The following is a 19,439-nucleotide window of genomic DNA, read 5'->3' as shown; positions in this document are numbered from 1 at the left end:
TACTCGTTCAATAGCGAAGAAGCCAGAAGTTGGCCGGATGCTGTGCGCCATTTCCACCGAACGGTGTGCCTTTGCCGCTTTTGGTCGCAACTTCGAACTGGCCTTGGGTGGCGCCCGACGGCTTGATCAGGCCGCCGCCCAGGCCACCGTTGGTATTGGCCGGGTTGCTCATGTCGAACATCCCCGATCCCTGTTGGTTCTTGGTCAGTTTGCCGCTGCCATTTTTGACTTCGAACACGTGGTAGTTGCCGGCTTTGTCCTTGGCGATGATATCTGCCCTGATGCGGTAGGACTTCTGGGTGACAGGATGCTTGACCTTCATGGTCAATTCTTCACCTACCACCGTGAAACCGTTCCTCTCGAGGTCGGCCTTGGCCTTTGTGGTGCCCCTTCTGCCGCTGTAGGCCGATTTGCAGATCCAGCCCAGCGGGTCGATCCAGCCGATGGGGTTGGGAGCATAGTGATAAAGGTTCAAGCCTCCGGCCAGGCCGATGGGGTCCGGCGTGGTGAAGCGCCCGATATCCGGGTCGTAGAAACGGAACGTGTTGAAGTGCAGCCCGGTCTCGCGGTCCAGGTACTGGCCCTGGAACCTGAGATTCTGTTCCTCGATGTAGTAGGGCTCGCGTATTTCTTCGAGGGTGTTGCCCCAGACCTGATAGCGGGCCTGCCAGACGCTGTGGCCGTCAGGCTCGCAAAGCTGGTGAGGCAGGCCATTCAGGTCGTTGTGGTAGTAGCGGATCTTCTGCTGCGCGCCGAGGCCATCGACCCGCGCCAGGGGCGCGTGGCCCAGGTCTTCATAGACATAGAGGCTGGTCTGTTGATTGCGCTGTTCCTGCAGCAGCCGCAGGCCATCCCAGATGAATCGGGTTTCACCCAGAAGGTTGCCCTGGCTGTCGTACTCACGCTTGCTGATGCGTCGACCCAGGACGTCGTAACGCATCCTGACCAGGGTTTCGCCGCTGGCGGTCTGATTGCGCACTTCGATCAAGCGGTGTTCGGCATCGTAGGCAAACCGTTGCACGCCTCGCCGACCACTGCGTTTTTCAATCATTCGCCCAAAGGCATCGTAGCGGTAGCGCTTGTCCTGGTAGGTCAGCAACTTGTTGTGCACCACCAGCCCGGCGCCTGCTTTCGGGCCGTCAAGCAAATTGGCGGCGGCGTCGTAGGCGAAGGTTTCCTTCTGGCCCTGCAGGCCGTCCTGGCTGGCGATGATTCGCCCGGTCGCGTCGTAATGGAACAGTTGCCGATATTGCCCGTTGACATGCCGCTCGGCCAGGCCCACCAGGTTATCGCTGTCGTCGTACTCGAGGTGCCGTTCCGGGGCTGTCGGCAAGGTGTTTGCCAGCAGGCTGGAATGCCGCAGGCGTGCGCGCAGGCGGCCACAACGGTCGTATTCGCTGTGGGTGCTGATCTGACCCTGGGTGCGCAGCACTTCACGGTGCAGGCGATCACGTTGAAAATCGCTGATTACCTGGCCATCGAGATTGATCTGGTGCAGATGGCCGCTGCCGTAATAGAGCCGATTGAGCCAGCGCGCGTCCGGTAGCTGGGTCTGAGTCAGATTGCCCAGTTCGTCGTATCGGTGTTTCAGGCTGCCGGCCGCTGTGTGTTCTTCGAGTAATTGGCCCAGGGCGTCGTAGCTGAAACTCAGTGCCTGCTGGTTGCCGAGGTTGTCGGTAAAGCTGGCGGCGGTCAGTTGGTTCAAGGGATCGTAGGTGTATTGGCTGCGCCCATCGTCCGTGATCTTGGCCAGCAGCCGCCCCACGGCATCGCGCTCGAACCTGTGGATGATCGGCGCGACTGGTTGCGCGGGCACGGCGCTCAGTCCGGTGCCATAAGGCGCGGCATGAGCCTGGAGTTCGACGACGTTGTTCAGTGGGTCATAGCCATAGCGCTTGGCACTGCCGTCGAGGTCCTGCTGTTCGCTCAGACGGTTGCCGGCATCCCAGGCAAAGCGATAGCTTTCGCCGTTTTCGTTGGTGAGTGCCAGCAGCCGTCCGAACGCGTCATAGTCGAACCGGACCTGCCGGCCGTGGGCGTCGGTGCGCTGGCGTATCTGCCCGCGCCGGTTGTACTGGTAGAGCGTGGTGTAGCCGGACGGGTCGGTGTAGCCCTGCAGTTGGCCGTTGCTGCTGCGTTGAAAATGCTCGGCGCGGCCATCGGCCAGTTGGCTGCTCAGCAACCGTCCCTGGCCGTCGTAATGGAACCGGGTGTACTCGCCAAGGGCATCGATGATGGCTTTCACGTTGCCACGTCGATCGTATTCGAAGCGGGTCGGATAGCCCGAGCAATCCAGGTGTTCAAGCAGTTGTCCGGACGAGTTCCAGCGCATCTTCCGGCTTCTTCCCGCGGCATCGATGATCTCCACCACCTGCCCGTGTGCGTCGTGGCGGTACTGAGTCACCTGGCCTAACGGGTCTGTTTCGGCGATGCAATTGCCTCGGGGGTCGTAGCGCAAGTGCCAGCTTTTGCCGGCAGGGTCGGTCAGGGTCTGTGGCAGCGACCAGTGCTCCAGCCACAAGGTCGAGTGGCTGTGTCCCAGAGGATCGGTCTCGGCGATCAGGTTGCCGGTTTCGTCGTAGCTATAGGCATAGCGCCCTCCCAAGGGGTCGGTGGCGCTGAGCAGTTGGCGTTCGTCGTTCCACTCGAAGGCCCATGTCTGGTTGAGGTTGTCGGTGTACTCGACGATCTGCAACTGGCTGTTCCAGCGACGGCGGCTGAGGCGTTGCAGGCTGTCGGTGACCTGGGTGATTCCGGCCTCCAGATCATAGTCGTACTGATAGCTATCGCCTTCGTCGGTCCAGTGACGGGTCACTCGCCACTGCTGGTCGGCGAACAGTGTCCACTGGTAGAAGCAGCGCAGTCCGGTGGCCAACTGGTGCTCGGTCATCCGGTGGCCGGCGTCATAGGCGAAGCGCCGCTGGACCTGCCCTTCGCTATCGCGGACCTGTGCCAGGTTCCCTGCGGCATCGTAGTCATAGCTGACCATCACTTCCCGTTGCTGGTCGGGGTACAGCCGTTCAACCTGGGCAATCCGACCGGGCCAGCGCGTGCTGTAGCCCAGTTCGAGCTGCGCCTGTTCAAAGGTATCGCGCAGCAGCCAGAGCCGCCCGGACGAGTCGTATTCCAGGTGCAGGCGATTGTCGTTGCGGTCCCCCAGCTGGCTCAGGCGCAACCGCGAAGGGTCGCCCGCCAGCGGCTCGAACAGACGGTAGAGGCCGTCGCTGCTTTCGATCAGCAACTGCCCGTTGTCGTTGCGTCGCACGCTCAAGCCTTCACCGGGGCTGAAGGCTCCGCCGCCCAGGGCAATGGCACCCATGTCGATGCGGCGTCCCTGCTCATCAATGTAGAGCAGGCGTTCGCCGCCCTCGGGATGGGGCTCGATCTGGATGCTGACCTCGTAAGGCAGGCTCCAGCCGGCCCCGAGCAGGCCGTCACGGCGTTCGTCGCGGCTGTTGTAGAAGCGTTGCCATTCGATGGGCATCAGCCCTGGCAGGGTGAAATCCAGATCGTCGTCGGCCCCGAGCACCTTGGCCCCGGTTGCGGCATGCACCGGATGGGTCGAGGCGACGACGGCCTGGGTCAGCGCATTGGTGGCCTGGCTGACGACAAACGAATTGACCCCGGCCATCAGCATGCACGGCAGGTTGCTGAGGAACTTGCCCTTGCCGCCCTTGAGCATCATCAGCGCGCTCACCGCCAGGCCAACCCCCGGGGTCTTGCCGCTGCGGATCTCGCGCACCACCACCGAGCCGCCGCCGATGGTCACGTCGGGAGAGATCGGTCCGGCGGACACCACCTTGGCGTCGCAGGTGCTGCGGTCGCCGCTGCGCACCGCCGGCTGGCCGTCGATGCTGACCTTCTCCGAGCCTTCGGCCAGGTACTGCAGGGGCATCGGCGGGTGCTTGGTGCAGGTCACCAGGTCCAGTTCCTTGGTCTGCGAGCCGGGCGCCGGGGAGGCCACGGTGGGCCGCCACATCTGCGAGAAGAATTCCTTGGCCATGTCGAGAAAGCCCGGGCCTTCTTCCGGGGTCGCCGAAGGGGTGTCGGTGGCTTCGCCTTCTTCGGCGCCGTCGCCGTTGATATGCGACGGCGGGGCGATACCGGCCGCGCGGGCCGCCGGTTTGTTGTTGGTCAGGACCTTTTTCGAACCGCTGGCGATGGTGGCCTGGATCGAGGGCGGGAACAGGGCATTGGCGATGCCCTCGCATAAATTGCTCAAGCCCTTGTCGGCGCCGGTCTTGCTCATGACCACGCCGACCACCACGCCCACCACCAGCCCCAGTACGCAGGCACCGAGGCCGCCGGTGGCCACGGTGATGCCCGCCGCCGCGGCCACCGCCATGGTCGCCAGGGCGCCGATGGCGACGTTGGCCGCCACCTCCAGCACGCCGCCGAGGATGTCGGCCATCATCGAGGTGTGTTCCAGCCCGTCGCCCAGTCGGGCGGCCCACAGCGCGTCAGACATGCCCCGGTCTCAGCCCAGCACCAGGCTGTGCTTGATCTGCGCCCAATGCGCGGCTTCGGCGTCGCCGAGTTTCTGCGCCTTGACGTAGCTCATGGCGAGCATCTGCCGGGTGCCCGGCAGCACCAGGGCCAGCTGGAACTGGAACACCTTTTCGCTGCCCTTGCTGAACTGGCTGCGCAGCTCCAGGCCCGGAATGTCCTGGGCCGGGCCCAGCAGCACCGGCTGCGGACCCTTGACCCGCAGTTCCTGCACTTGCTGTTCCAGCCGCTGCAACTGGCTGGCCAGGCTGCTCTCCAGGGTTTCGCCGTCGCCCAGCAGGCTGCGGCTGACGATCAGCGAAGTGCCCAGGGCCGGGAACTTGAGGATGTTGATCGAGGCGTCCTGCAGTTCGCCGGCAGGGGGCTGGAACTGCAATTCATTGAGGCGATAGGTCATGGCATGGGCATCCGTTCGTTAGCCTTTGGGGGCGGAAAAGGGGGCTTTGGCCTTGGCGCTGATGGCGCCCTGCACACCCTGGCCCTCGGTGGTGGTGCCCGGGCCGCCGCCGTTGTTCAGGTGCAGCACGCCACCGGTATTGATCTCGGCATCGGCCGAGGCATGCACGCTGATGTTGACCCCGCACAGGTTGATCTGGCCGCTGGCATTGAGCTCCAGGATGCTGGCCCCGCACACCAGGCGCAGGCGTTCGCCGACCTCGATCACGTAGCTCTGGCCGATGCTGTCGAGCTTCTTCTCGCCCACCGTCAGCTCATCCACGTGCTGGACGATGCGCGTGCGCTTGTTGCCGATGGTCACGTACTCGTCGTGGCCGATGCTCTTGTTGCGGTTGTTGCCCACCGAGTGGCTTTCGTTGACCTCGACCACGATGTCCTGGTTGCGCTCGGCGTGGATGTACAGCTGCTCGGCGCCCTTTTTGTCTTCCATGCGGATTTCGTTGAAGTTGGCCGGGCTGCCGCCCTTGCTCGAACGACTCTTCATCCCGCTCTGGGTGGCGTTGGCCGGCAGGTCGTAGGGCACGGTCTGCTCGGCGTTGTACACCCGGCCGGTGATGATCGGGCGGTCGGGGTCGCCTTCGAGGAAGCTGACGATCACCTCCTGGCCGATGCGCGGGATCTGCATCGAGCCCCAGTTCTTGCCGGCCCAGGCCTGGGACACGCGAATCCAGCACGAGCTGTTCTCGTTGGACTGGTCGTGGCGGTCCCAATGGAAGTGCACCTTGACCCGGCCATATTGGTCGGTCCAGATCTCTTCCCCGGCCGGGCCCACCACCCGCGCGGTCTGCGGGCCCTGGACGATGGGTCGCTGGGTCTTGGCCAGGGGGCGGAAACTCTGCTGGGCGTCGATGCAGGTCAGGTGGCTTTCGAACTGTGCCGAGCCGCCGCTGCCGCCGGTCTCCAGGCTCTCCTGGACCACGTAGTAGTGGATGCCGACGATCAGGTACTCGCGGTTCTGGTCCTGGCGGCTGAAGCCGGTGAGGTTGAACAGGTTGCCCACCCCCAGGCCACGGGCATTGCCGCTCAGTTCGATGCGCTCGTGCAGGCTTTGCAGGGCTTCGATGCGGGTCTGCGCGTAGTGCTCGCCGTCGCTGCTCTGCACGTAGGTGCCGGGGTAATCGTAAAGCGGGTAGTCGCCGGCGCTGTGGGGGCGCGGCATGGCCGAGCGCACGTCGATCCGTGCGCTGGGGCGCTGGAAGTCGTAGTCGTTGAGCTCAAGGGAGCCGGGCTGGACTTCCTGGGCCAGGTGCCAGTCGAAGATATGGTCGCGCTCGCGCTGTTGCTCGTCCCGGGGGTAGTAGGGCACCGAGGCGTAGCCGGGCACGCTGCTGTGGGCGCCGTAGGCGTCAGCCAGCACCAGCACGTGGCGGTCCTTCTCGTGGCGGAAGAAGTAGTAGATGCCTTCCTGTTCCATCAGCCGGCTGACGAAGTCGAAGCTGGTCTCGCGGTACTGCACGCAGTATTCCCACTCCCGATAGGGACGGCTCAGGGCGTCTTCGAAATCGGAAAAGCCCAGGTCGCGAAACACCTGCTTGATGATCTGCGGGATGCTCAGGTGCTGGAAAATCCGGCAGTCGGAGGTGCGGCTGAGCAGCCACAGCCAGGGGCGCAGGGTCACCTGGTAACTGGCGAACTGGCCGCTGTCGACGTTCTGGCTGCAGCGGGCCACGATGCCGTGGAAATAGCGCTGGCTGCCGTCGTCCAACTGCACGCTCAGGCCCATGGGTTTGCCCAGCAGCTGGTTGAGGTCGATGTTGGCGTCGCTGGAAGTCAGCTGCAGCTGGTAATCGAACAAGCGCCCCAGCTCTTCGCCGCCGCCCATGCTGTTGAGCAGCAGGACATCCGGTCCCAGTGGGCAATTGACCTGTGCCAGTCGTGTGGATTGCTGAAATAGCATCGTCAGTCTCGTTGAATGCGTGGTGTGCCTGAACACTGCGTTCGGCGCGCTCCCTGTAGCCGCTGCCGCAGGCTGCGACAAGGCCCGAAGGGCCTTCTCTGGCCCTCAAGGGCGCGACCGCTGCGGCGCAGTGCCGCCCAGCTCGTTCGCAGCCTGCGGCAGCGGCTACAGGGAACCCGGGCTCAGGCCGGCTCGCTGAAGTCGTAGTGCAATTCGTTGTCCCGCTGGCGAATGCGCACCCCGGCCAGCGCGCGGCCTTCGAGCATGCGGGTGAGGAACTCGCGGCTCATGTCCGGCAGCAGGCTGTTGGTGAGGATGGCGTCGATCATGCGGCCACCACTCTCGGTCTCGGTGCAACGGGAAACGATCAGGTCGATGACCTCGTCGTCGAAATCGAAATCCACCTTGTGGGTGCTTTCCACGCGCTTCTTGATCCGTCCCAGTTGCAGGCGGGTGATCGCCTTGAGCATGTCGTCGCTCAGCGGGTAGTAGGGGATGGTCACCAGGCGCCCCAGCAGCGCCGGCGGAAAGATCTCCAGCAATGGCTGGCGCAGGGCCTTGGCGATCTCTTCCGGCTCGGGCAGGGTCTGCGGGTTCTTGCAGACGTTGGCGATCAGCTCGGTGCCGGCGTTGGTGGTGAGCAGGATCAGGGTGTTCTTGAAGTCGATCATGCGGCCTTCGCCGTCTTCCATGACGCCTTTGTCGAACACCTGGAAGAAGATCTCGTGCACATCCGGGTGAGCCTTTTCCACTTCGTCCAGCAGCACCACGCTGTACGGCTTGCGCCGCACCGCTTCGGTGAGCACGCCGCCTTCGCCGTAGCCGACATAGCCCGGCGGGGCGCCCTTGAGGGTGGACACGGTGTGGGCTTCCTGGAACTCGCTCATGTTGATGGTGATGACGTTCTGCTCACCGCCGTACATGGCTTCGGCCAGGGCCAGGGCGGTTTCGGTCTTGCCCACCCCGGAGGTGCCCGCCAGCATGAACACACCAATCGGCTTGTTGGGGTTGTCGAGGCCGGCGCGGGAGGTCTGGATGCGCTTGGCGATCATCTGCAGGGCGTGGTCCTGGCCGATGATGCGTTTCTTCAGGTGCTGGTCGAGGTTGAGCACGGTTTCCAGCTCGTTGCGGGCCATGCGGCCCACGGGAATCCCGGTCCAGTCGGCGACCACCGAGGCCACCGCCTGGTAATCCACGGTCGGCAGGATCAACGGGGTTTCGCCTTGCAGGGCCGTCAGGCGCTGTTGCAGGTCCAGCAGCTTTTCCCGCAGGCCGTGGCTTGCGTCGCCAACGTCGCTGTCCACCAGGCCGACGTTTTCCCGCAGTTGGGCGCGGGTCGCCAGCAGTTCGTCCACCAGGGTCTTCTCTTGCGCCCAGCGGCTTTCCAGTTCGGCCAGGCGCTCGCGCTCGGCGGCCAGGAGGTTTTCGCTGTTGACCTGACGGTTGCCGATGGCCACGCCGATCGCCTGTTCCCGGGCGATGATCTGCAGCTCGGTTTCCAGGGCCTCGATGCGCCGGCGGCTGTCGTCCACCTCGGCCGGCACGGCGTGCAGGCTGATGGCGACGCGGGCGCAGGCGGTGTCCAGCAGGCTGACGGATTTGTCTGGCAACTGGCGCGCCGGAATGTAGCGATGGGACAGTTTGACCGAGGCTTCCAGGGCTTCGTCGAGGATCTGCACCTGATGGTGCTGCTCCATGGTCGAGGCCACGCCGCGCATCATCAGCAGCGCCTTGTCTTCCGACGGCTCGGCCACTTGCACCACCTGGAAGCGCCGGGTCAGGGCCGGGTCTTTCTCGATGTGCTTCTTGTACTCGGCCCAGGTGGTGGCGGCCACGGTACGCAGGGTGCCGCGGGCCAGGGCTGGTTTGAGCAGGTTGGCCGCATCGCCGGTGCCGGCGGCGCCACCGGCGCCCACCAGGGTGTGGGCTTCGTCGATGAACAGGATGATCGGCTTGGGCGAAGCCTGGACGTCTTCGATGACCTGGCGCAGGCGCTGTTCGAACTCGCCCTTCATGCTGGCACCGGCCTGCAGCAGGCCGACATCCAGGCTGCGCAGCTCGACGTCCTTGAGCGCGGGCGGCACGTCGCCGGCGACGATGCGCAGGGCGAAACCTTCCACCACCGCGGTCTTGCCGACCCCGGCTTCGCCGGTGAGGATCGGGTTGTTCTGGCGGCGGCGCATGAGGATGTCCACCAGTTGGCGAATCTCTTCGTCACGGCCGACGATGGGGTCGAGCTTGCCGCTACGGGCCTGCTCGGTGAGGTCAACGGTGAAGCGCTTGAGGGCTTCCTGCTTGCCCAGGGCGCTGGGGGCCATGGCGCCGCTGGCTTCGCCCGGCACCGCGCCGGCAGTGAAACCGTCGCTGGCGCTCAGGGCGTTTTCCGGCGAGTCGCCGATGTACTCGTCAAAACGCTCGCACAGGGCCTCGATCTTGATCTTGTCGAACTCCCGGGACAGCCCCAGCAGCGCGTGGCGCAGGCTCGGCGTCTTGAGGATGCCGATCACCAGGTAGCCGGTGCGCACCTGGCTTTCGCCGAACATCAGGCTGCCGTAGACCCAGCCGCGTTCCACCGCTTCCTCGACGTGGGACGACAGGTCGGTGATCGAGGTCGAGCCCCGGGGCAGGCGATCCAGGGCTTCGGTCAGGTCCTTGGCCAGGCGCGCCGGCTCCAGGTTGAACTGGCGGATGATGCGGTGCAGGTCCGAGTCCGTAAGTTGCAGCAACTGGTGCAGCCAGTGGGCCAGTTCCACATAGGGATTGCCCCGCAACTTGCAGAAGACCGTGGCGGCTTCGATGGCTTTGTAGGCAACGCTGTTGAGTTTGCCGAACAGCGCCGCGCGACTGATTTCACCCATGCTCTGTGCTCCTTGGTGTACGTGAGGTAGTGGCCAGGTCGGCGTAGTGCCGGGCCAGTATGAGATCCTTGGCATCACTGCCGGGTTGACCGAGCCAGGTGTTGAAACCCAGGCGCTGGCGGCCGTTGAGTTGCAGCCTGGGCACTTCGTCCTTGAGCAGGACCAGGTTCAGGTCCCAGTCCAGCTCGAAGCCCAGGTATTCGGCGACCCAGGCCACCAGTTCCTTGAACGGCTGGCCGTCGGGCAGCATCCCCTGGTAGTCCTCCAACTTCAGCGGACCCAGGCGAATGCGGAATTTGTGCTGGCGGTCCCAGACGTGGCTGCCCAGGCAGAAGTCCACCCCCAGCTGATGGGACTGCACCCCGACCCGGCTGCGCTCGGGCAGCTCCAGCCACTGGCCGACGTATTCCTCGATCGCCACCGGCAGGCCGAAGTACTCGCCGATGATGGCGCGCAGGCCGTCCGGGTAGCGGGTCTGGGCCGCCAGGTGGCCGCTGTAGTGCAGCTTGGCGGTGTCGGGAATCAACCCCTGCTTGAGCAGGCTGGGCATGCCCCGGCCACTCAGGGCCGCTAGGCGCGCGGACCAGTAGTCGTCGTCCGGGCGGTCGTGGCTCACCGTCGGCCGGGCTTCGGCCCAGGCGCGGTAGAACAGGCTCAGCAGGCGATGGTGGAACACATCGAGAAAGCGCTTGCTGGTGCTGTCGGCGTTGTTGCGCTGGCGTTCGCGCACGTACTCGGTGATGTGCAGCGGCAGGGGGCCGTTGGGCCCGCCCAGGCCGAAGAAGAACTGCTCCAGGCGCGTGGCCGCGCCGTCGCTGCCCGGGGTGACCGAAGCCAGGGTCGAGGGCGCGAAGGTGCAATCGGCCTGTTGGCCCAGGCGCAGCGGATCGTCCGCCAGGCGCAGGGAGTGACCGAAGCGCGGCAGTTGCGGCGACAGGCATTCGATACGCCGCAGGGCCTGGAAGAAGTCGTACTCCCAGGGCTCGGCGTGCATCGCCGTCAGCGTATTCAAAGAGTCGGACGACGTCCGGGCTTGGCTTTCCATCGCATGATCTCGCCGCGTTCGGTGGTACGGATCACCGTCTCGGTAAAACTGTTGATCGACACGTAACGTGCCAGGAAGCGCTCGAAGACCGCGCCGAGCAGGAACACCCCGGTACCGCGAAACGCGTTTTCGTCGAATTGCAGGGTGATCTCCAGGCCCCGGCCGAAGACGATCGGCCCGGGCATCGGCAGGCGCCGGGTCACCGCCTTGCTGCTGACTTCCCGCAGGCCCTCAATCTGCAATTGCAGAGCCGCGTCGTTGCTGTCGCCATACAGCCGCAACAGCTCGCGCAGGGCCGCTGCGCCCTGGCCCTGTTCGCTCAGGGACAGGTAGTTCAGCGACAGCTGGCTGATCAGGCGCCAGGCCTTGCCGTCATGGGCGTGGCTGGGGCGTGGTCGGCTGGGGCCGGCCAGGCAGCGGATGGCCTGCACCGGGGCGCTGTCGGCCAGGGTGAAGTCGGTCTTGGCGTTGCCGGTGTTCATGAACAGCGGCAGGTCGCGGTTGGTGCACAGGGCACTAACCCCGAGCTGGCGCAAGTCATGGCGGTAGGGCGCCTGCTGGCTGTCCACCAGGCTGACGAAGGATTCGCTGCCGATGTAAGTGGAGCGCGGGCCGTTGCGGCGCTGGTCGCTGGACAGCACCCGGGGTTCGCGGCGGACGATGTAGTAAGCCTGGTCGCGGCCGTAGCGGGACGGGTCGCGCACCGCGTAGAACGGCAGGAATGGCTGCTCCGGCCCGGTGCCGTGGCCACTGATGGCGGTCAGCGAGTGCACTTCGAAATCCATGGGCCGGGTGCGGTCGGCGATCACATGGTGCTCGTTGACCCGGTCGGACAGGTGGATGCGGTCCAGTCGCTTGGGAAACAGGTTGATCGCCGGGGTGCAGAAGGGCACGAACTGGGCGGTGCCGACGCCGCCTTCCAGGCTCTGGTCGAAGCGCTCGAAGAGTACGATCAGCTCCAGCTCCTGGCCGGCGCAGCGTTGTACCGCACGGCCCAGCTGGGCGAATTCGACGAACAGGAAGCGGTTGGGCAGGGCGAAGTATTCTTGCAGCAGGCGATAGCCCTGGAAGGCCTGGGGCACCACTGGCAGGGCCGCGTCGCGGTCGTCGAAGCCACGGGAGCGCAGGGCGTCCAGTGGCAGGCGCTCGACCCAGTCGCTGCCCGGAGCCCGGGCGAACACCGCACAGGCGTTGCCCAGCAACTGTTCGTAGAGACGGAACGGCAGCTCGTCGTTGCCATTCAGGTACAGCGGCAACTGCTCCAGGGCCAGGCTGTTGAACGGCAGTTCGGCGCCGGTGCGCAGGGTCAGGCGCAGCCCGGCCTTGGCCTTGGGCTCGTTGGCGGCCAGGCGTCCGAGCACCGCTGCCGGGTTGCCGAAGTATTCGGCCTGGCTGACTTGCAGCGGCCACAGCGTCACCGCGTGGGCGGTGCGGTACTCGCAGCAGGTCTGGGTGTCGCGGCTCAGGGCGGCCCGCAGGCTGGTGTCGCGCTCCAGGGTGAAGCCGCTGCTCAGGGAGCCTTCATCGGGATCGGCCTGTAACTGCACCACGGTCATCGACGGGGTCGGCGCCAGGTAGTGCGGGTAGGCGATCTCCAGCAGGTTGTGGGTGAAGGTCGGGTACTCGGCATCGAGCTTCAACTGCACCCGGGCGGTCAGATAGGCGAAGCCTTCCAGCAGGCGCTCGACATAGGGGTCGGCGCAGTCCATGCCCGACAGGGTCAGGCGGCTGGCGATCTTCGGGTATTCCTTGGCGAACTCCGCGGCGCTTTCGCGCACGTGGTGCAGTTCCTGGTTGTACAGCTCCAACAGGCGCGGATTCATGAGCGCCTCCGGGAGTCGGCTTGCACCACCCGGACATGCCCGGATTCCAGGTCCATGTCGGTTTGCAGCAGCAGGCGCAGGGGCATCGGCTGGGCCCACAGATCGCCCTCGATCTCGAAGCTCAGGGCGTTGTGGTTCATCTCGCCGGGCGCGGTGCGCGCGCGAACCCGCAAGGTGCTGCGCAGGATGCGTGGTTCGAAGGTGGCGATGGCCTGGTGGATCAGGCTTTCCAGGGCCGGAATATCGATGCTCGACGCGCTGTACCCGGCCAGGGCCGGCAAGCCGTAGTTGACCACCGACGTACCGGCGGGGGTGTGCAAGGTGGCATCGGCTTCCAGCAGGGAAGTGGTGTTGAGCAGCCAGGCCAGGTCGCGCAGTACCGAGGCCTTGAGCTGGCTCAGGGACAGCACGCGCTTGTCCGGGCTTTCTTTCAGGTTGCCGGGTTCATCGTCGGTCAGACGATCCAGCAAAGAGGGTTGCAAGCGATCGCGGGCGGCGATGTCGGTTACCAAAGGGTTCGCTCCAGGATCGGATTGCGCAGGCATGACGTCACGAAAAGGGGCACAGGCGCACACCCCTGTAGCCGCTGCCGCAGGCTGCGAACGAGGACAACGTCCTCGCAACCCGGGCCAAGCATGCAGCATGGCCCGGATCTTTCGCCGCCGCGGCGCGACCGCAGCGGATCAGCGCTTGGTGTTCGAGCGGATGTTCCAGCCGTACTTGATCGGGCCGCCGTCCTTGGTGCCGTCGGCTTTCTGCGGCTGGTACTCGACCATCACCTGAGCGAAGTTCAGGGTGATGTTTTCGGTCAGGCGGTCATCGCTGCCCGAACCGCCGGTGCTCAGCGAGGTGATCAGCACTTCTTCCAGGTCGATGATCATGTACTCGACCTGGCTTTCGCCGCCGGCCTTGCGCACGGTCAGGCGCACCTTGTCGATGTGCTTGCCGCTGGAGCAATGCATCATCAGGTTCGGCGAGGCCTTGTCGACGTACTTGGTCAGCGACAGGTCCTGGATGTTCACCTTGCCCGCACCGCCGCCGCCACCCACGTGCATGTTGCCGGACTGGGACATGCCCCAGCTCCAGTTCAGCACGTCGATTTCGTCTTTGTGGGCTTTGTCCATGGACTCGCCCTTGATGTCACCGATCTTGATGAAAATATCAACAGCCATGTTTTCTCCCTGTGTGGCACTTGCCACGATGTTGATTCAGCGTCTGGCGCCGCTGCGCGAGGCCCTGGGGACCTTGCGCGGCTTGTGGCGACGGCGACAGGTTTGAGTCGGTTATGGGTCAGGCGCCCTTGGCGGACGGCAGTTTGGATACCAGGCGCAACGACACGGTCAGCCCTTCGAGCTGGTAGTGCGGGCGCAGGAAGAACTTCGAGTTGTAGTAGCCCGGGTTGCCTTCGACTTCCTCGACCACCACTTCCGCCGCGGCCAGTGGGTGCTGGGCCTTGGTGGTTTCGGTGGAGTGCGCCGGATCACCGTCGACGTAGTTGAGGATCCAGTCCTGCAGCCAGCGCTGCATCTCGTCCTTCTCTTTGAAGGAGCCGATCTTGTCGCGCACGATGCACTTCAGGTAATGGGCGAAGCGGCAGGTGGCGAACAGGTACGGCAGGCGCGCGGCCAGGTTGGCGTTGGCGGTGGCGTCCGGGTCGTCGTACTCGGCGGGCTTCTGCAGCGACTGGGCGCCGATGAAGGCAGCGAAGTCGGTGTTCTTCTTGTGCAGCAGCGGCATGAAGCCGTTCTTCGCCAGTTCCGCTTCACGGCGGTCGGAGATGGCGATCTCGGTCGGGCACTTCATGTCCACGCCACCGTCGTCGGTGGGGAAGGTGTGGGCCGGGAGGTTTTCCACCTCGCCACCGGATTCCACGCCGCGAATCCGCGAGCACCAGCCGAAATGCTTGAACGAACGGTTGATGTTCACCGCCATGGCGTAGGCCGCGTTGGCCCAGGTGTACTTGGAGCTGTCGGCGCCGTCGGTGTTTTCTTCGAAGGCGAAGGCTTCCACCGGGTCGGTCTTGGCGCCGTACGGCAGGCGCGCCAGGAAGCGCGGCATGGTCAGGCCGATGTAGCGCGAGTCTTCCGACTCACGCAGCGAACGCCAGCCGGCGTATTCCGGGGTGGTGAAGATCTTGGTCAGATCGCGCGGGTTGGACAGTTCCTGCCACGAACCCATGCCCATCACGGTCGGCGAAGCCGCGGCGATGAACGGGGAGTGCATGGCGGCGCAGACTTTCGACAGCTCGCCCAAGAGCTCGACATCCGGTGGCGACTGGTCGAAGTAGTAGTCGCCCACCAGGCAGCCGTAAGGCTCGCCGCCGAACTGGCCGTATTCCTCTTCGTACATCTTCTTGAACAGCGGGCTCTGGTCCCAGGCCGTGCCCTTGAATTTCTTCAGGGTCTTGTGCAGCTCCGGCTTGGAGATGTTGAGCACGCGGATCTTCAGCTGCTCGTCGCTCTCGGTGTTGTTGACCAGGTAGTGCAGGCCACGCCAGGCGCTTTCCAGTTTCTGGAATTCCGGGTGATGGATCACCTGGTTGACCTGGGCGGTGAGCTTGGCGTCGATGGCGGCGATGATCGATTCGATCGACTTGATGGCGTCGTTGGACACCAGGTCGGTCTGCGCCAGGGCCTGTTCGGCCAGGGTCCGCACGGCGGTTTCCACGGCTTCGCGAGCGCGCTCGGTCTTGGGTTTGAATTCCTGCAGCAGCAGCGAAGCGAATTCGCTGGCCTGCTCGGTGGCGCCGGGTTGGGCCTGATTGTCACGCATCAATTCGGTCATGATCGTTGGTCCTGATTTACGCGTTCGGCTCGGAGTCCACAGGTTTTGGCGCACTCGCCAGGGCCTGGAGCAACGCCGGATCCTTGATGGCTTTCATGATGATTTCTTCAGCGCCGGTCTTGCCGTCCATGTAGGTCAGCAGGTTGGCCAGTTGGGTACGGGCCTCCAGCAACTGGTTCAGGGAGTCGACCTTGCGTGCCACCGCGGCGGGGCTGAAGTCGTCCATGCTCTCGAAGGTGATGTCCAGGCTCAGGTTGCCTTCGCCGGTCAGTTCGTTGGGCACGTGGAACGCGACCCGTGGCTGCATGGCCTTGAGGCGCGAGTCGAAGTTGTCGACGTCGATTTCCAGGAACTTGCGATCGGCCACCGCCGCCAGAGGCTCTGCAGGCTTGCCGGCCAGGTCAGCCATCACGCCCATGACGAAGGGCAGCTGGACCTTTTTCTCGGCGCCGTAGAGTTCGACGTCGTACTCGATCTGCACCCGGGGCGCGCGGTTGCGCGCGATGAACTTTTGAGAACTTTGCTTCGCCACGTTGTGCTCCTGGTCGCTGTTGCGACGGTGTTGGCGTCGGTCGGTGATTGCCGCTGACGATACTGTTCGGCCGTACCGGGGTTAGTCGGATTCGGGGCCGCGCAGGTTTTCAAATTGGGACATGCCATCGGGGATCAGATTGCGCACGATGGCCGCGAAATCGGCGTTGACCAGATTCTTGGCTCGGTTGAGCAGCACCGGCAGCGGGCTCGAAGGCTCGTGACGGCTGTAGTAGGCCAGCAGCCGGTCAAGGCTGCGCAGCACGTCCTCACGGCTGTTGATCTCGCCGGAAATCCGCGTTGCGGCTGGCGCCACGGGCGCGTTGCCGGCCTCGTTCGCGGGGGCTTCGGCGGGCTCATCGGCCGGGCTTTCGCTGGTTTGCGGGGCGTGCAGGCTTAGCACCTGCAGCGCCAGGCGCAGGGGCTGCTTGAGGGCGCTGAGGTCAACGCCGCTGGCGGAACCCACTTGTTCGCTGACCTGCTTTTCGATGGATTCGGCCGCCGAGCGAGCGCTGCTCAAGGCGTGGCGAATGGCTTCCAGGTGCTCTGGGTCGCTGTCTTGCAGGGCCCCGGCCAAGTGATCGGAACCCAGGCTTTCGCCCGAGAAGTGCTGCAGGCCGGCGGCGTTCAGCGCCGCGCGCACGCTCACCGGGCCGAAGGTCCGGGAACGGGTGAGGATGGCTTCGCGCAACAGGCCGATAGTGGAGTCTGCTGCCAGGCCGGCCAGGGCATTGATCCGCACCGTGGGGTCGTTGTCGTCGTCGGCGTCCAGGCGCGGGTGCAGCTCGGCCCAGTAATCACGGAGCAAACCGTTGATCAGGTCGAGACTGGTGGCCAGGCCCGGCAGGCCTTCAAGGGCCAGGGTACTTTGCAGGAGGAAATGGGTGATGCGCAGGTCTTTGCTGCGGGCCAGCAAGTCCAGGCTCTGTTGCTGGACGCTGCGCCAGTCCGGCGGCTCGGCCGGCAGGATCGAGTCGCCCATGCTGCGCTCGGGCTGGCCTTGTGCGGCCCGCTCCAAGTGCAAGAAATCCGCGTCATATTCCAGGTCTTCGCCACAAGGCGAAGTTGCTGAAATAGCGGCGAGCAACATCGGTACATCCACCTGGTTCGATCTCCCTATCAGCCTGCAGGACAGTCAGGCAATTAATGCACTAGTTGTTTGTGAACTCGCGCACATTTCTTGGTTAACATGGACTCATTGATATTAGTGAGCCATCATCCGTGTTCAAGAAGTTGTGCATTTTTGGTGTAGTAGTTGTGGCTTGTCAAGGTAAGCTATTCGCCCCGCATGACACTGTTATGTCGACTTACTTAGTTCCTTGACCGGCGAGTCAGATTGGGGCGGGACGAAAGGCTTTTGTCATCTGTGTAGTTTAAGTTGAGCGATCATGCTGTGAACGGTGCTGTTTAAAGGATTTTTTGCGGGTTTTTCTTTTTTTACGGAACTTTTTCCCCGCCGCCGGTTCGCACGCGGAAGTACAGCAAGGAGGCGCAATGTCGCTGTGTTTGACTATCACTAGTTATCACAAGATCACCCCTGGTCAATGCCCTGAGAAACTAATGGATCAGGGAATGATGGCAATTGGCCGCAGTTCCGATAATGACTGGGTACTTCCTGATCCCGAGCGCTTAGTTTCAGCGCGACATTGTGTCATCCAATACAAGGATGGCCGTTATTATTTGACCGATAACAGTACTAATGGTGTGGAGTTAGTCCGTGCCGGTATTCGTATGCGCCGGGGTAGCAGTGAGCCATTGGAAGATGGCGAGGTTATTCGCATTGGCGATTATGAAATCAGTGCGCGGATCGATTTCAGTCTCAATCGCGCCCAGGTTGAGGCCTTTTCCGGGGACAGCTCCAACAGTTTCGAAGCGCTGATGGGGCGCCACTCGTCGCCTCCCACGCCGATCGAGCCGATTGCCATGGCGCCGGTGGCGCATTTTCAGGGGGCTTCTGCCCAGGACACCTTTCCTGACCTGTTCGATTTCCTGACTCCGAGCGCCACGCCTCCGGCCACTCAGCCCGATCATGTGCCCGCCGAGCAGCACGACTTTCGCCCGCCGACCCCCACGACCGTGCCTCAGCCCGTAGCTGCGCCTCAGCCGGCTGCGCCCCAGGGCGCGGCGGTGATTCCGGAGGACTGGGACCTGTTCGGCGAAACACCGGCCCGACCGGCTCCGGTGGCGAGCGCAGCGCCAGTGGCAGCGCCGCCTGTTGTCCCGGACCCCTTTGCCAGCGTCGCTGAGTTCAGTGCAGTTGCGCCGCAACCGCAACTGCAACCGCAACCGATCGAGGTCGCAGCCGTGGTGCCCGTTGCCCCAGTCGCCCCTGCGGCTCCCGTTGCGCCAGCGGCCGAGCCGGAGCCACACACTGACCTGTTGCAAGCCTTCCTGCGGGGCGCCGGGCTGGACCAGCTGCGCATCGACCCGCAGCAGGCCCAGGCGCAGATGGAAAGCCTGGGGCGCAGCTACCGCTTGATGGTGGAAGGCCTGATCGATGTGTTGCGTGCCCGCAGCAGCCTCAAGGGCGAGTTCCGCATGCAGCAGACCATGATCCGCCCGGTGGAAAACAACCCGCTGAAGTTCGCCCCTAACGTGGACGAAGCCATGCTCCTGCTGTTGCGCCACAGCAACCAGGCGTTCATGGCCCCGGACCAGGCGGTGCAGGAGAGCTTCGACGATTTGCGGGCTCACCAGCTGGCCGTCATGGCCGGCGTGGAAGCCGCGATCAAACACCTGCTGGGGCGCTTCGAACCCACTGAGCTGGAAGCCCGCATGGCCCGCCCCGGTGGCCTGGGCAACCTGTTCAGCGGTTCGCGGCAGGCGCAGAACTGGCAGCAGTTCACGGCGCTCTACAAACAGATTTCCCAAGAAGCCCAGGACGATTTCCAGGACCTTTTCGGTCGTGAATTCAGTCGCGCCTACGAAGAGCATACCCACCGGCTGCGCCGTTCCTGAGCGCGCCTGGACCCCCCGAACACACGGATACACGGACAGCTGACACGTCATTGAGGACGCAGGATGATTCAACGATTACTGACATTGGTCGCCATGCTGGTACTGGCAGCCTGTGCCAAGGACGCACCAACGCCCGCCGAGCCGGCCAAGGACGAACCTGGCGCCACCACCGTGGAGCTGCGTTTCCAGGCCGTGGCCGGGCTCAACCCGGGCCCTGACGGCCTGAGCACCCCGGTGCGGGTGCGGATCTTCGAACTCAAGAACCCGGCCACCTTCATGCGCGCCGACTACTTCGCCCTGGCGGAGCGGGCCCCGGCCACCCTGGGCCCGGACCTCATCGACCAGGATGAAGTGCTGGTCAAGCCCGGCGACCAGTTCACCCTCAAGCGCACCCTGGACCCGGCCACCCGTCAGGTCGGCCTGTTGGTGGGCTATCGCGAAGTGGACCAGGCCCTGTGGCGAGTCGGGGTCAACACGGCGCAGCGCCTGAACAATCAGTATCAGATCGTCCTCGATGTCCGCGCGATCAGCGCCGAGCTCGTGGCCCCCCCATCCAGCCCTGCCCAATAGGCAATCGGAGC

General features: G+C 64.4%; 13 protein-coding genes. 2 read left to right on the top strand and 11 right to left on the bottom strand.

Annotated elements, in window-relative coordinates:
* Nucleotides 1-7: 7 nt before the first annotated feature.
* From ACMGF8_RS04245 to tssA, 11 genes are all read right to left on the bottom strand, one after another.
* Entirely contained in the window at nt 8-4,468 is a 4,461-nt protein-coding gene (locus tag ACMGF8_RS04245) for an RHS repeat-associated core domain-containing protein (protein ID WP_416758784.1), read from the bottom strand.
* Nucleotides 4,469-4,477: 9 nt separating this feature from the next.
* A complete protein-coding gene (locus ACMGF8_RS04240) occupies nt 4,478-4,903 on the bottom strand; it encodes a DcrB-related protein (protein WP_060844974.1) in 426 nt (141 codons plus the stop codon).
* Nucleotides 4,904-4,921: 18 nt separating this feature from the next.
* Nucleotides 4,922-6,859, bottom strand: a complete 1,938-nt coding sequence (locus ACMGF8_RS04235; protein ID WP_102862296.1) for a type VI secretion system Vgr family protein — start codon at nt 6,857-6,859, stop codon at nt 4,922-4,924.
* A 182-nt stretch (nt 6,860-7,041) separates the two neighbouring features.
* Nucleotides 7,042-9,717, bottom strand: coding sequence for a type VI secretion system ATPase TssH (gene tssH, locus ACMGF8_RS04230; RefSeq protein WP_102862295.1), 2,676 nt, complete (start codon nt 9,715-9,717; stop codon nt 7,042-7,044).
* On the bottom strand, nt 9,710-10,762 hold the full coding sequence (gene tssG / locus ACMGF8_RS04225; RefSeq protein WP_102862294.1) for a type VI secretion system baseplate subunit TssG: 1,053 nt from the start codon (nt 10,760-10,762) through the stop codon (nt 9,710-9,712). The genes tssH and tssG overlap by 8 nt, the downstream gene beginning before the upstream one ends.
* Entirely contained in the window at nt 10,726-12,585 is a 1,860-nt protein-coding gene (tssF, locus tag ACMGF8_RS04220; RefSeq protein WP_102862293.1) for a type VI secretion system baseplate subunit TssF, read from the bottom strand. The genes tssG and tssF overlap by 37 nt, the downstream gene beginning before the upstream one ends.
* The gene (gene tssE / locus ACMGF8_RS04215) at nt 12,582-13,097 is read right to left on the bottom strand and encodes a type VI secretion system baseplate subunit TssE (protein WP_102862292.1); all 516 of its coding nucleotides are present in this window, start codon (nt 13,095-13,097) and stop codon (nt 12,582-12,584) included. The genes tssF and tssE overlap by 4 nt, the downstream gene beginning before the upstream one ends.
* A 171-nt stretch (nt 13,098-13,268) precedes the next feature.
* A complete protein-coding gene (locus ACMGF8_RS04210; RefSeq protein WP_011064257.1) occupies nt 13,269-13,757 on the bottom strand; it encodes an Hcp family type VI secretion system effector in 489 nt (162 codons plus the stop codon).
* Between the two features lie 118 nt (nt 13,758-13,875).
* Nucleotides 13,876-15,369: a type VI secretion system contractile sheath large subunit gene (gene tssC, locus ACMGF8_RS04205; protein ID WP_102862291.1), complete on the bottom strand. Its 1,494-nt coding sequence runs from the start codon at nt 15,367-15,369 to the stop codon at nt 13,876-13,878.
* A gap of 16 nt (nt 15,370-15,385) precedes the next feature.
* Nucleotides 15,386-15,901: a type VI secretion system contractile sheath small subunit gene (tssB, locus tag ACMGF8_RS04200; protein ID WP_025130792.1), complete on the bottom strand. Its 516-nt coding sequence runs from the start codon at nt 15,899-15,901 to the stop codon at nt 15,386-15,388.
* 81 nt (nt 15,902-15,982) lie between these two features.
* Entirely contained in the window at nt 15,983-17,002 is a 1,020-nt protein-coding gene (gene tssA / locus ACMGF8_RS04195) for a type VI secretion system protein TssA (RefSeq protein ID WP_102862290.1), read from the bottom strand.
* A 392-nt stretch (nt 17,003-17,394) separates the two neighbouring features.
* Here tssA and tagH point away from each other — a divergent pair, with 392 nt between their 5' ends.
* A complete protein-coding gene (gene tagH / locus ACMGF8_RS04190) occupies nt 17,395-18,858 on the top strand; it encodes a type VI secretion system-associated FHA domain protein TagH (RefSeq protein ID WP_250329728.1) in 1,464 nt (487 codons plus the stop codon).
* 63 nt (nt 18,859-18,921) lie between these two features.
* Nucleotides 18,922-19,428 carry a type VI secretion system lipoprotein TssJ gene (tssJ, locus tag ACMGF8_RS04185; protein ID WP_102862288.1) on the top strand — a complete coding sequence of 169 codons (507 nt, stop codon included), beginning with the start codon at nt 18,922-18,924 and terminating at the stop codon, nt 19,426-19,428.
* The last annotated feature ends 11 nt before the right edge of the window (nt 19,429-19,439 follow it).

Source organism: Pseudomonas sp. BNK-7, assembly GCF_048072025.1.
In the GTDB taxonomy this organism is placed as follows: domain Bacteria; phylum Pseudomonadota; class Gammaproteobacteria; order Pseudomonadales; family Pseudomonadaceae; genus Aquipseudomonas; species Aquipseudomonas danubii.
This window is presented reverse-complemented; position numbering and strand designations above follow the sequence as displayed.